This window comes from Bradyrhizobium commune (genome assembly GCF_015624505.1).
GTDB lineage: Bacteria > Pseudomonadota > Alphaproteobacteria > Rhizobiales > Xanthobacteraceae > Bradyrhizobium > Bradyrhizobium commune.
The window spans coordinates 6,251,382-6,264,855 of record NZ_CP061379.1; the positions used below are offsets into that span (position 1 = coordinate 6,251,382).

10 protein-coding genes are annotated in these 13,474 nt (G+C 65.9%); 5 read left to right on the forward strand and 5 right to left on the reverse strand.

Features of this window, described 5'->3' with window-relative positions:
- The 4 genes from IC761_RS29290 to IC761_RS29305 form a co-directional block, all read right to left on the reverse strand.
- Positions 1-1,848 carry a sigma-54-dependent Fis family transcriptional regulator gene (locus IC761_RS29290; protein WP_195800142.1) on the reverse strand — a complete coding sequence of 616 codons (1,848 nt, stop codon included), beginning with the start codon at positions 1,846-1,848 and terminating at the stop codon, positions 1-3.
- Positions 1,849-1,944: 96 nt separating this feature from the next.
- On the reverse strand, positions 1,945-5,250 hold the full coding sequence (locus IC761_RS29295) for an acetyl-CoA carboxylase family protein (protein ID WP_195800143.1): 3,306 nt from the start codon (positions 5,248-5,250) through the stop codon (positions 1,945-1,947).
- Between the two features lie 128 nt (positions 5,251-5,378).
- Positions 5,379-5,990: an aspartate/glutamate racemase family protein gene (locus IC761_RS29300; protein WP_438265059.1), complete on the reverse strand. Its 612-nt coding sequence runs from the start codon at positions 5,988-5,990 to the stop codon at positions 5,379-5,381.
- 52 nt (positions 5,991-6,042) lie between these two features.
- Positions 6,043-6,813, reverse strand: coding sequence for a GntR family transcriptional regulator (locus tag IC761_RS29305; protein ID WP_195800145.1), 771 nt, complete (start codon positions 6,811-6,813; stop codon positions 6,043-6,045).
- A 201-nt stretch (positions 6,814-7,014) separates the two neighbouring features.
- Between IC761_RS29305 and IC761_RS29310 the strand changes: the two genes are divergently transcribed.
- From IC761_RS29310 to IC761_RS29330, 5 genes are read left to right on the forward strand one after another with little or no spacing between them, the layout of a single operon-like run.
- Complete coding sequence (locus IC761_RS29310; RefSeq protein WP_195800146.1) at positions 7,015-8,139, forward strand: ABC transporter ATP-binding protein; 1,125 nt, start codon at positions 7,015-7,017, stop codon at positions 8,137-8,139.
- Between the two features lies 1 nt (position 8,140).
- Positions 8,141-9,190, forward strand: coding sequence for an ABC transporter substrate-binding protein (locus tag IC761_RS29315; protein WP_195800147.1), 1,050 nt, complete (start codon positions 8,141-8,143; stop codon positions 9,188-9,190).
- A 1-nt stretch (position 9,191) separates the two neighbouring features.
- A complete protein-coding gene (locus IC761_RS29320; RefSeq protein WP_195800148.1) occupies positions 9,192-10,049 on the forward strand; it encodes an ABC transporter permease in 858 nt (285 codons plus the stop codon).
- Positions 10,039-10,848 carry an ABC transporter permease gene (locus IC761_RS29325; protein ID WP_195800149.1) on the forward strand — a complete coding sequence of 270 codons (810 nt, stop codon included), beginning with the start codon at positions 10,039-10,041 and terminating at the stop codon, positions 10,846-10,848. Before IC761_RS29320 ends, IC761_RS29325 begins: the two co-directional genes overlap by 11 nt.
- 2 nt (positions 10,849-10,850) lie before the next feature.
- Complete coding sequence (locus IC761_RS29330; RefSeq protein WP_195800150.1) at positions 10,851-11,750, forward strand: polysaccharide deacetylase family protein; 900 nt, start codon at positions 10,851-10,853, stop codon at positions 11,748-11,750.
- Here the strand turns inward: IC761_RS29330 and IC761_RS29335 are convergent.
- A complete protein-coding gene (locus IC761_RS29335) occupies positions 11,747-13,429 on the reverse strand; it encodes a methyl-accepting chemotaxis protein (protein ID WP_195800151.1) in 1,683 nt (560 codons plus the stop codon). The genes IC761_RS29330 and IC761_RS29335 overlap by 4 nt on opposite strands.
- Positions 13,430-13,474: the final 45 nt, after the last annotated feature.

Below are 13,474 nucleotides of genomic sequence, written 5' to 3' on the forward strand. Positions count from 1 at the left end.
CTACTGCGCCGTCTCGATCTTCAGCAGCTTGATCTTCCGATACAGCGTGGCGCGACTGAGCTTCAGCGTACGCGCCGCCTCGGTGACGCGGCCGCCGTGCTTGCGCAAGGCCTCGATGATCGTCGCGCGTTCGGCTGCGGCAAGGTCCGGCTCCGCCCGCCCACCAAACGGCGGCAGATCGAGGTCGGCATCAGTGATGACGCCGTTCTCCGCCGTGCAGCCGGCGAGCCGCAGCACATGGCGGAGCTGGCGCATGTTGCCGGGATAGGGATAGGCCGAGAGCAGCGCCCAGGCTTCCTGCGAGAGACGGCAATTCGGCGCCTCCTCGCGCGCGATCTGGCGAATGATGTCGTCCCGATCGGCTCGCTCACGCAGGGCCGGCAGCCGCACCTCCATGCCGCGCAGGCGGAAATACAGATCGGCGCGGAAGGCGCCCTTCTCGGCCATATGGCCGAGATCTCGGTGGGTGGCGCTGATCAGGCGGATATCGACAGGCACGGGCTTCAGCGCGCCGAGCGGCCAGACCTCGCGGTTCTCCAGCACGCGCAGCAGTCGCGTCTGGAGCGCGATCGGCATGTCGCCGATCTCGTCGAGGAACAGCGTGCCGCCATCGGCCTGCACGATCAGGCCTTTCGAGCCATCGCGCCGCGCGCCGGTGAAGGCGCCGGCCTCGTAGCCGAACAGCTCGGCGTCGATCAGACTCTCTGGCAGCGCCGCGCAATTGAGCGCGACATAATTGCTGCGCGCGCGGTTACTGGCAGCGTGAATGGCACGAGCAAACACATCCTTGCCGACCCCGGTCTCGCCATGCAGCAGCACCGGCAGGTTGTGATCACCGATGCTCCTCAGACGCTTCACGCTTTTGACCAAGCCGGGATCGCGGCCGGCCAGTCGCTGCAACGCGTCGAAGCGATCGGCGGGTGCATCGCGGCGTATCGCCGGCGATCTCGCGCGCAGCGGCGGCGCGACATGGCCGTGCCCCAGCGCACCGCCATCGGCGCGGCGCAGCTCGACAATCTCGTCGGCGTTGCGCGGCTGGTCGAGCTTGATGTAGCGCGACAGGTCGATGCCGGATGCGATGAGGCCATCGGTGAGGCCGAGCAGCGCGCGCGCAGAGCGGCAGGCACCGACGATGCGGCGGTCATCGTCATAGGCGAGCAGCCCACTGCCGCCATCGCCCGGCACCGTGGCGATCCAGGCCTCGCGGAAGTGATCGCGAAAAATCGCGCCCTCCATCCGTCGCGTCGCCTCCATCGTCACCGCGAGCGCAAGCTGATGCGCGGCGCGCTCGAGATCCTCGCGGCAGGAGGTGATGTTGATGGCGCCCGCGAGCCGCCCGGAATGATCGAACAGCGGCGCGACCGCGCAGGAGAACATGTGCCACTGCGCGCGAAAATGCTCGTCGCGATGCACCAGGATCGGCTTCTGCTCGGCGAGGCAGGTCCCCAGCCCGTTGGTGCCCTCGAAGGTCTCGGCGAAATTCGAGCCGGTGTAGATCTTCCAGTCCATGAACATCCGCGCGTCGGCTTCACCCGGCAGCCGGCTGAACAGCATGGTCGCGTTCGCGTCAGCGAGATTGACGCAATAGCCGGCGTCACGCAGCACACGGGCGAGATCGTCGAGCTCGGGCGTGAGCAGCCGGATTGTCTCCTCCATCGGCTCCGCGACGTGCCGGATCTCGGCTTCGGTGAGCGTCTGCGGCGGGCCCTGTCGGGCAGGATCGAGCTTGTGGCTGATCAGGCAGCGCCGCCAGGAATTGGCAATCCGCGAAGACGCATCGACGTCGGCCACATGATTGGCGACGGACAAGACACGGGCGACATGGTTCGAGGCCGAAAGGCTGGCCATCGCGGACGTCTCCACCCTGTACTATTGTGCAAAGTCTGGCACCACAGGCAGGGAAGTCAATCAGGAACCGGGACGCAGGCTATTGCTGCACTGCCCTCACCATGTATCGATGCACGGCCGCTTCTTCCCCGTCCGCGCGGGTGGGCTCGGCACGGAGCGCAAGCCGGCCATGATCCAGCGCCGCGTCTCGGCGGGATCGATGACGTTGTCGATCTCGAACACCGAGGCGATCGAGACCGCCTTGCCGTTGGCATAGAGCTCGGCGACCTTGTTGCGATAATAGGTCTCGCGTTCCTCCGGATCGGCGATCGCCTCCATCTCCTTGCGGAAGCCGAGGCGGACATAGCCTTCGAGGCCCATGCCGCCGAACTCGCCGGTCGGCCACGCCGCGGTGAAGAAGGAGGCGTGGAAGCCGCCGCCGATCATCGACTGCGCGCCAAGCCCGTAGCCCTTGCGCAGCACGATGCCAAACAGCGGCACGGTCAGGCTCGCGCCTGTCACGAACATGCGCGAGACATGGCGCACGATCGCGGTCTTCTCTGCCTCCGGGCCGACCATGAAGCCGGGCGTGTCGCAGAGTGAGACGATCGGCAGATCGAAGGCATCGCAGAGCTGGAGGAAGCGCGCGGCCTTGTCGCCGGCATCGGCATCGATCGCGCCGCCGAGATGGCGCGGATTGTTGGCGATCAGGCCGAACGGTTTGCCCTCGATGCGGATCAGCGCCGTGATCATGCCGACGCCGTAGTCGCGACGCAGCTCCAGCACGCTGTCCTTGTCCGCGACGAGGTCGATAACGCTGCGGATGTCGTAGACGCGCAGGCGGTTCTCGGGAATGGCGCGGCGGAGCAGGCGCTGGTCGGCGGCTTCCCAATCCGTCACCGCGCCCTGGAAATAGGACAGGTATTTTTGCGCGACGGATGTCGCCTCCTCCTCGTCCTCGACCAGGATGTCGATGACGCCGTTGGGCGACTGGAACGAGACCGGGCCGACCTCGGCCGGATGATAGACGCCGAGCCCACCGCCCTCGATCATCGCCGGGCCGCCCATGCCGATCGAGGCATTCCTGGTGGCGATGATCACGTCGCAGCAGCCAAGCATCGCGGCGTTGCCGGCGAAGCAATAGCCGGAGACGACGCCGATCACCGGCACGAGCCCGGAGAGTCTTGCGAACTGCACGAAGGACGGACCGTCGAGGCCGGTCATGCCGAGCCGGTCGGTGTCGCCGGGCCGGCCGCCGCCGCCCTCGGCATAAAACACCAGCGGCACGCGCCAATCTTCCGCCAAGGTCAGCATGCGGTCGATCTTCTTGTGATTCATGTGGCCCTGCGTGCCCGCGAGCACGGTGTAGTCATAGGCCACGACGATGCAGCGCGCGGTATCGGGGCTGAATTTTTCGGCGTTGACGGTCGCGACACCCATCACGAGGCCGTCGGCCGGCGTATTCTTGATGAGATCGTCGAGCTTGCGGCGGCGCCGCTGCGCCGCGATCGCGAGGCTGCCATATTCCATGAACGAGCCGTCATCGACCAGCTGCGTGACGTTCTCGCGCGCGGTGCGCTGATTGGTGTTGCGGCGGCGCTCGACCGAGGCCGGGCGGTTCGCATCGAGCGTGTTGGCCTGGCGCGCGATCAGCTCAGCCAGATCGGGGCGGATATGGTCGAGATCGATGTCGGCTTCCGCGGCCGTGCTATCAGCGGCAACGTCAAGTGGCTCCAGATACATGATCGGCTCGCCGTGTAGCAGCGTCACGCCGTCGCCGGCGGCAAGCTTCATGACCCGCCCGCCCTGCTCGGCCATCACGAGGTGCTCCATCTTCATGGACTCGATCACGGCGAGCTGCTGGCCCGGGCGCACGATCTCGCCTTCCTTCACCTGGATGGTGACGATGGTTCCCTGCAAGGGCGCGGCGACCATCACTGCGCCCTCGGGCACCGCTTGCGCGACGTGGGCTTCGGCGGCGTGAGCGCCGCTTCGCTCGGCTGCCGCAAAATACAGCGGCTTGGCCGCACCGTCGGCCGCCTCGACGAGCTTTGCGATGTTGCGATCGATGAAATCGGTCGCGATCCGGTTGGTCCTGAAGTCGGGGTGCGAGAGCACCGCCTGAAGGAAAGCGATGTTGGTGACGACACCGTCGATCCGGAATTCGCGCAAGGCGCGCGACGCCTTTGCGACCACGTCATGCCAGGCCTCGCCCGGCGTATGCACGATGACTTTTGCAAGCAGCGAGTCGAAGGCAGCGCTGGTCTTGTAGCCGGCATAGCCAAAGCTATCGACGCGCACACCGGGCCCCGACGGCGGCTCGAACACGGCGAGCACGCCGCCGGTCGGATGCGTGGCACCCGTCTCGTCCAGCGTCTCCATGTTGACGCGGAGCTGTATGGCATAGCCGCGCGGCTTGGCGATCGATCCTTGTGCAAGACTGAGAGAAGCGAGCGAGCTGCCTGCCGCGACCGCAAGCTGGGCGCGGACGAGATCGAGGCCGAGCACCTCCTCCGTCACGGTGTGCTCGACCTGGAGCCGCGGATTGGCCTCGATGAAGGCGAAGGTGTCGTCGGCGCCGCCGTCGACCAGAAACTCGAAGGTGCCGAGATTGTCGTATGACGCGGCCGTCGCAAGCTGCTTCGCCGCTTCGATGATGCGGCCGCGCAGAGTGTCACTGAGCGAGGGGCTCGGCGCCACCTCGACCAGCTTCTGGTGCCGGCGCTGGATGGTGCATTCGCGCTCCCAGAGATGCGAGATCGCGCCATGGCGGTCGCCGATAATCTGCACCTCGATGTGGCGCGCCTGCCGGATCAGCCGCTCGGCATAGACGCCGTCGAAGCCGAACGCCGCCTTGGCCTCGGACTGGCAGCGCGCATAGGCTTCCGCGAGATCGCTTGCGTTCTCGACCACGCGCATGCCGCGACCGCCGCCGCCGGCCATGGCCTTGATCACGATCGCCGCACTGGCTCCGAGCGAGGTGAAGAACGCACTGATCTCGTTCAGGCTTGACGGCCCGCTCGTGCCCGCGATGATCGGCACACCGCAGCGTTTGGCCAGTTGCCGTGCCGCGACCTTGTCGCCGAACAGTTCAAGCGCGGTCACCTTTGGCCCGACGAAGATGATGCCCTGATCCGCGCAGGCTTTGGCGAACGCTGCGTTCTCGCTCAGAAAGCCGTAGCCGGCGTGCACGGCATCGCAGCCGGCGCCCTTGGCCGCCTTTACCACGGCGTCTATGTCGAGATAGGCCCGCGCGCCGCGGCCGGGGATTTCGACCGCCTCGTCGGCAACGCGCACATGCAGCGACAGCGCGTCGTCCGCAGGATGGATCGCGACCGTCGCGATGCCGGCGTCAGCCGCCGCGCGTGCGATGCGGATGGCGATCTCGCCGCGATTGGCGATCAGGAGCTTTTTGAACGACATGCGGCGATCTCCATGCCCGCGAGGCTTCACGCAGGCGGCAGGTTGGATGATCCTGCATCTTCACTTTAGCCGTACTCGTCAAGGGAGAGGAAGCGGTTGCAACGACCGGTCCCGCGGGCCGGAATATCTCAGTCGGCCGATCGCGCTTCGATGAGGCGAATAATCCGCCTTACGGCAGACGGGATCGGCGCGACGATCGGTACGGTGAACAGCGGCTGAAGCTCGCGCGCGGCCTCGCCCAGTGGCCCGCCGCCGATGATGACGGCCTGCGCCCCGTCCCGTGCGATGCAGGCTTCGACTGCGCCGGCGAGGGCGGAGCGCAACTGCGCCGGGTCGCGCATCAGGTCTTGCGGATCGCCTGCAGCAAAGCGCGTGCCGGTGTAGCGGGAACGCAATCCCAGCGCTTCAGGCAGGGCGTCGATCTTCGCGCCCAGCAACGGCGTCGTGGTCGCAACACCAAAGCGCCGACCGTTCTCTACGGCTTCGAGCATCGACGACTCGCCGATGCCGACGGCTGGCAGCATCATGGCCGCCTTGATCCCGGCAAGCCCGGGATCGCCGAACGCTGACACGACGATGCCGTCGCAGCAAGCCTGACGCGCCCGCGCGATCTCCTCGACCTCGGACGCAGCCGCCTCCAGCGCATCTGCCGAGACGATCATCGACGGCGCTCGCGTTGCCGTGGCGCCCTCGATGTCGATGCCATTGCTGGCCGCAGACTTCGCGATGGCGACCATCATCGCGGTGGTCGCCTCGCTGCTGTTTGGATTGATCAGGAGAATGCGGGCCATGCTATCCGCCGGCCCGCGCCCGCGCGCCGATCTCCTGGAAGATCGCGGTGAGCTCGTCGACTTCGTCCTCGCCTTCCCGCGGCCTGATCCGCTGCTCCATCTCCTCGATGTGATGGCGCATGGCATGAATGGCGCCGGCCTTGTCACGGGCGAGGATCAGCGCGCCGATATCGGGATGTGCGTCGGGCGAGCAATCCGGCTCGCCCGGCTGCTCGAAGGTCGCGATCGCCAGCGACGTCCGCAGCATCAGCTCGCGCGACATGTCGAGCAGCACCTGATTGCCGGCGAGCTTGGCGACCAGGATATGGAATTCGGCCGTGAGCGACAGCGAGGCCCAGCGATCGTTGCGGTCGTGGCGCGCCTCGAGCTCCATATGCGCCTTCAGCTCGGCCTTGCCGGATTTGTCCAGCCGATCGATCGCCGCCGCCACCGTGGCCGTCTCGATGATGCGGCGCGCGGCAAAGATATCCTGGGCTTCCTCCCAAGTCGGACGGTAGACGAACGCACCCCGGTTCGGGATCTGCATCACCACCTTGCGCGAGGCGAGATGGGACAGCGCCTGGCGGATGTGAATCCGCGTGGTGCCGAACGCGGCCGCGAGTTTGTCCTCGCCGAGCTTGGCACCGGGCTTGAGCCGCTTCTGGCTGATCGCGGTCAAGATGCCCTGGACCACCGCATCGTCGTCGATGCTGCGCGGATCGACAGCCTCGGGCTCGCTGCGTTTCGGCTCAGGGCGCTTCGTCTTGCGTTTGAGGGGACGGCTTCGCTTCATGTCCTGCTTTTACAGGATTCCAAGATGTTGCCGGAGCTCATTTTTTGCACAAACCAACCACCATACTGTTTACAATATAGACGATAAATTGGCGCCAATTCTGGGCGCCTAAAAAATAACACAGCGACCGCAGAGTCTTAGCCAACCGGCCGCGCTGGCACGGCGATTGCTAACTCTCCCTGGCTCAGGACAACGCGACCGATGGAGCTGGCGTTGAGTGACGTGCGCGGATATTCGCTCGATCTGAAGGGCATCGGCCACGCCTTTGGCGCAACGGTGGCGCTGGACGAGATCAATCTCGCTGTTGCCGGCGGCGAGCTCATCGCGCTGCTTGGTCCGTCCGGCTGCGGCAAGACCACGATGCTCCAGATCATCGCGGGCTTCCTGCGTCCGTCCAAAGGCGAGGTCCGCTTCGACGGCGCCCGGGTCGAGCACATCCCCGCGAACCGCCGCCGCATCGGCATGGTGTTCCAGAACTATGCGCTGTTTCCGCATCTCACCGTATTCGAGAACGTCGCCTATGGCTTGAGGGCGCGCAAGACGCCAAAGGCCGAGGTCGCGGCAAAGGTCGAGCAGATGCTTGGCCTCGCCCAGATGGCAGCGTATGCGCGACGACTTCCGGGAGAACTGTCCGGCGGACAGCAGCAGCGCGTGGCGCTGGCGCGCGCACTCGCGATCGATCCGGGCCTCGTGCTGCTCGACGAGCCGTTTTCCGCGCTCGACAAGAATCTGCGTCTCGACATGCAGATCGAGATCAAGAGCCTGCTGAAGACCTTTGGCGTCACCTCCATCATCGTCACGCACGACCAGGAGGAGGCGCTGTCGATGGCCGACCGCATCGTCGTGCTCAACAAGGGCCGCATCGAGCAGATCGACAGCCCGGACGCGCTCTACGATCGCCCCGCAAGCCTCTTCATCTCGAGCTTCATCGGCCACACCAATCTGCTGCGCGGGACCGTGACCGAAGCGGACCGCGTGGTGCTGGACGCTGGACCCGAGATCGACCTTGGACGCTCCGTGCAGCGGTGGCGCGGCACGCCGGTGACGATCTCGGTGCGGCCGGAGAACATCGCGTTCGGCGCCGCAGGGCAGCCGGGCGCAATCCCCGTCACCATCCGCGCCACCGTGCCGCTCGGCGCCGTCAGCGTCACCGAAGGCGTCACCGCCAGCGGTGAGGCCGTGAAGATCAGCCAGGCCCGCGCCGCCGGCATCGCGAAGGCGCAGGCAGGAGACACGGCCTGGCTCGCAATCACCGACACCTCGCGCGTCAGCGTTTTCAGCACGCCGGTCGACGATCTTTCAAATCATCAGCACAGGAGTATCTGACATGAGCCTATCCCGGAGATCGCTGCTCACCACCGGTTCAGCCGCAATTGCTGCGGCAGGCCTGGGGTGGCCGACATCATCGCGCGCGGCGTCCTCGATCGTGGCGACGACCTATCCCGGCAGCTTTGACGAGGCCTTCCGTTCGGTGGTCGGACCCGCCTTCAAGAAGGCGAGCGATGCCAGCGTCACCTTCACGCCGCTGCTCGGCGTCGACCAGATCGGCAAGATCCAGGCCTCGCGCAACGCGCCGCCCTTCGACGTGGTGCTGTTCGACGAGGGGCCGCTGATCCCGGCGATCGCGAGCGGTGTGCTGGAAAAATTCCCGGCCGAGCAATCGAAATCCTATGCCGACATTCCGAGCGCGTTTCGCCATCCCGACGGGTACGCGCCGGTGATCACCTGTCAGTTGATCGGCATCGCCTACAACCCGAAGAAGATCACGACCCCGCCGACTTCGTGGGAGGATCTGTGGAAGCCGGAATACAAGGGCCGCGTCGGCATCACCGGGCTCGGCTCGAGCCTCGGCACCGCCTTCATGGTCGAGATCGCGAAACTCAACGGCGGCTCCGAGACCAACATCGAGCCGGCCTTCGAAGCCATCAAGAAGCTGCTGCCGAATGTCGGCGCGATCGCGGCTTCGCCCGGCGCACTGGCGGCGCTGTTCCAGCAGGGTGAGATCGATATTGCCTTCAACTTCTGGAACAACGTGGCGCTGCTCGCCGCCAAGGGCGTCGATATCGCCTTCGCCAAGCCGAAGTCCGGCGCCGTCGTGATCCGCACCAGCGCGCAGATCGTGAAGAACAATCAGGATCCGAAAGCTGTGCTCGACTATCTCGACACTGTGATGTCGGCCGACACGCAGAAGGGCATCGAGGCCTCGCCCTGGGTGATGATGCCGACCAACGGCAAGGTGGCGCTGACCGGCGCCAACCTCACCGTCGCCAAAAGCGTCGACGACCTCGTCGCCAACAATGTGTTGCTGGACTGGACCAAATTCCAGGCGATGCGCGGCGAATGGATCACCCGCTTCAGCAAGGAAGTGAAGATCTAGGATGACGCCGGCGAGCACGACCGCATCGAGACAGCTGCTGCCAGTGGTTCCGCTGGCGGCACTGTTCTTCGCAGCCTTCGTGCTGCCGCTGGCCGCGCTCGTCGCAATCAGCCTGTTCCGCACCCCCCAATTCGCGGAGCTGTCGCTGGCGCAATATCTGCGCTTCTTCGCGGATCCGTTCAGCATCAAGGTGCTGACGGATACACTGTGGCTCGGCGCCGAAGTTGCGCTGGCGACGCTGATCCTCGCCTATCCGCTCGCGCTGGTCTATGTCGCGAGCGGTCAGCTCATGCGCACGCTGATCACCTTCCTGATCATGCTGCCGCTGCTGACCAGCACGGTGGTGCGCACCTTTGCCTGGATCGTCATCCTTGGCCGCGATGGCATCATCAACTCCGCCATGCTGTCGCTCGGGTTGTGGCAGGCGCCGGCCCGGCTGCTTTACACCTGGGAGGGCACGATGCTGGCGCTGACCCAGATCCAGCTTCCGCTGATGGCGCTGCCGGTCATCAACAGCCTGCTGCGGCTCGACGGCAATCTGACACGGGCCGCGGAGGGGCTGGGTGCAAGCCGCGCCCGCATCTTCTTCACTATTATCCTGCCTTTGACGCTGCCCGGCGCCATCGCCGGCTGGTTGCTCGTCTTCGCTGCGGCCGCGACCGCCTTCATCACCCAGACGCTGGTCGGCGGCGGCCGCATCATCCTGATGCCGTCCTATATCTACCAGCAGGCGGTCGGCGTGCAGGACTGGCCGTTCTCGGCCGCGCTGTCGCTGATCTTCACGCTCGCCGTCACCGGCATCGTCTTTGCCATTGGCGCGCTGTCCCGCCGCTTCGTGCGAGGCGTCGATGCAGCGTAGTTTTGTGGATCGCCTCTATTCCGGCGTCGTCGGCACCATCACCGGCTTCGGCATGCTGTTGTTGTTGGCCCCAACGCTGGTCGTGCTCGTCATTTCCTTCACCGGCGGCATCACGCTGAAATTCCCACCGCCGAGCTGGTCGCTGCGCTGGTATGTCGAGCTCTTGCAATCGCAGGAGATCATCGAACCGGCGTTGACGAGCCTGAAGGTCGCCGCTGCCGCGACGCTTCTTTCCGCCGTGCTGGGCGGCGCGGCGGCACTCGGGCTGGCACGAAGCAAGCTCAAGATCGCACGCGCATTGGACGCGCTGTTCATGTCGCCGATGGTGCTGCCGGCGATGGCGTTCGGCCTGTCGCTGCTGCTGGTCTTCAACCTGCTCGGCATCCGCCTGTCGGCGGCGACGCTGGTGCTTGGCCACACCATCATCTGCGTGCCCTTCGTGATCCGGATGGTCGGCGCGTCGGTGCAGCAGCTCAATCCGGTGCTGGTCACCTGTTCGCTCAGCCTGGGCGCCAGCCGCTGGTACACGTTCCGCCGGGTCACCCTGCCGCTGATCCGTCGCGGCATCGTCGCCAGCTGCTTTGTTGCGTTCCTGACCTCGTTCGACAACGTTCCGGTGTCGCTGTTCCTGGCCGACGCGCGCACTGAAGTCTTGCCGATCAAGCTCTGGGCGATCCTCGAAGGCAGCCTCGACGTCCGCGTTGCCGCCGTCTCCGGCGTGATCGTGCTGGTGACGCTGGCCGGCCTCGTCTGCGCGGAAATCTTCGGCGGCGTCAGCCGCCAGATCGGAAGCCGCTGACCATGCCGATCGAACGCGACCTTCGCGGATATGGAAGGGCACGCCCGGACATCATCTGGCCCAACGGGGCGCGCGTCGCGGTGTCGCTGGTGGTGAATTTCGAGGAGGGTGCCGAGCTCGCCGTCGAGCAGGGCGACGCGGAGACGGAGCGCTATGGCGAAGTCGCCGCGACGCTTGCGCCGGGTGTGCGCGATCTCGCGCAGGAGCAGGTGTTCGACTACGGCTTACGCGCGGGCCTGTGGCGTTTCCTCGACGCTTTCACTGACGCCAGGGTTCGCTCGACCTTCATGATGTGCGGCCGCGCGGTCGAGCGCGTACCGGACCTTGCTCGCACCGTAGTCGAAGCCGGGCATGAGCCCGCGGTGCATGGCTGGCGTTGGCTATCGCACGCGCTCTATGACGATCGTCAAACCGAGCGCCGCGACATTGAGAAGACCCGCGAAATCATTGCCCGTGCGACCGGCGTCACACCGGTCGGCTTCATGTCACGCGGCAGCCAGAGCGCCTGGACGCGCGACCTCCTGACCGAGCTCGGCTTCGGCTACGATAGCAACGCGCTCGATGACGACCTGCCCTATTGGAGCCGATCGCCGCAGGGATCGATGCTGATCCTGCCTTATGGCTTCGACACCAACGACATGAAGTTTTTCCATCCGAACGGCTTTGTGCAGCCGGAGGATTTTTCGGGCTATGTCAGCGCGGCGCTCGCGACGCTGGTCGAGGAGGCCGAGCGCGGCCGTTCATCGATGCTGTCGATCGGCTTTCACCTGCGCATTTGCGGCCGACCCGCGCGGTTCCGCGCCGTGCGGGCCATTCTCGCCGAGCTAGCGCGGCTCGAAGGCCGTGTCTGGGTCGCGACGCGCGCCGACATCGCGGCGCATTTTCGCGCGGTCGCGCGCTAGGCCGCCCGCACGCCGGCAACGAAGGCGCTGACCTCGTTCTCCAGCGATTGCAGTTTCTGGGTCAGCCGGCCGCTCGACTGCAGCACGAGGCCAGCGGCCTGGCCGGTCTCGGCGGTCGCATCGGTGACGCCGGAGATGTTTTGCGAGACCTGGTCGGTGCCGGAGGCCGCTTCCTGCACGCTGTGGGCGATCGCCTGCGTCGCGGCGCCCTGCTCCTCAACCGCGGCGGCGATCGAGGAGGAGATCTCGTTGACCTCCATGATGGTGGCGCGGATGCTCTCGATGTTGCCGACGACCTGGTTGGTCTCGGCCTGGATCGCGGTGATCTGCGCACCGATCTCGTCGGTCGCCTTCGCGGTCTGGCTCGCCAGCGACTTCACTTCGCTCGCGACCACCGCAAAGCCCTTGCCGGCTTCGCCCGCGCGCGCCGCCTCGATGGTGGCGTTGAGCGCGAGCAGGTTGGTCTGCGAGGCGATCTGGTTGATGAGGTCGATGACCTCGCCGATCTTGTGGGCGGCTGCGGCCAATCCCTGCACGGTATCATTGGTGCGCTGGCCGTCGGCAGCGGCCTTGTCGGCCACCATTGCGGCCTGCGCGACGCGCTGGCTGATCTCGGTGATGGACGACGAGAGCTGGCCGGCGGCGGAGGCCACCGTCTGCACGTTGCTGGAAGCCTGCTGGCAGGCGGTCGCGACGAAGCTCGCGCGGTCGGTCGCCTTGTTCGCGGTCTCCGACATGCCCTGGGCCGCGTGCTGCATCTCGCGCGCCTCGTTGAAGACGTCGCGGACCACGGCCTGGACGCTCGCCTCGAACTTGCCGGCGAGATCGGTCATGGTCTTGCGCTTCTCGTCGTCGGCCCGCTGCTTGGCTTCCTGCTGCTCGGCATGCATCTGGCGCACCGCCGACGCATTGTCCTTGAACACGGCGAGCGCCTTGGCGAGCCCGCCGACCTCGTCGTGCCGGTTCGTGTAGGGCACCTCGAACGCGCTGTCGCCGGCGGCGAGGCGCTCGGTGAGTGCCGTGATCTTGGCAAGCGGCCTGGTGACGCTGCGGCCGATCATGAAGGAGCAGCCGAGCACGAGCACAAACACCGCGAGGCACACCAGCGCGAAGGTCATCGCATCCTGGCGGAACACGGCATCGACGTCGTCGAGATAGATGCCGGTGCCGACAATCCAACCCCAGGGCGCAAAGCCCTTCACATAGGAGATCTTGGCCACCGGCTGCTCGAAGCCGGGCTTCGGCCAGAGGTAGCTGTAGAAGCCGGCGCCCTGTTTCTTGACGACGTCGACGAAGCCCGAGAACAGGCGGTTGCCGGTCGGGTCCTTCATCTCGGAGAGATCCTTGCCGTCAAGCTCGGGCTTGATCGGATGCATGATCATCTTCGCGGCCATGTCGTTGAGCCAGAAATACTCGACCTTGTCGTAGCGCAGGCTCTTGATCTCCGCGATCGCACCGGCCTGCGCCTGCTCGCGCGTGAGCTTTCCGTCGCTCTCCATCTGTTGTTGGTGCGTCAAAATGCCGTAGACGACGTCGACCATCTGCTGCGTCTTGGCCTGGCGGTCGGAGATCATCTGGGCACGCAGGGTCGAGAGCGCGATCGGGGCCAGGGCGATCATGCCGAGGAGGCCGATGCCAACGATCAGGACCAGCTTGAAACTGATGCGGGAAAAAATCATCGGTGCTCGCATGAATAAGCAATACAGATATGCGAGTTTATCCCG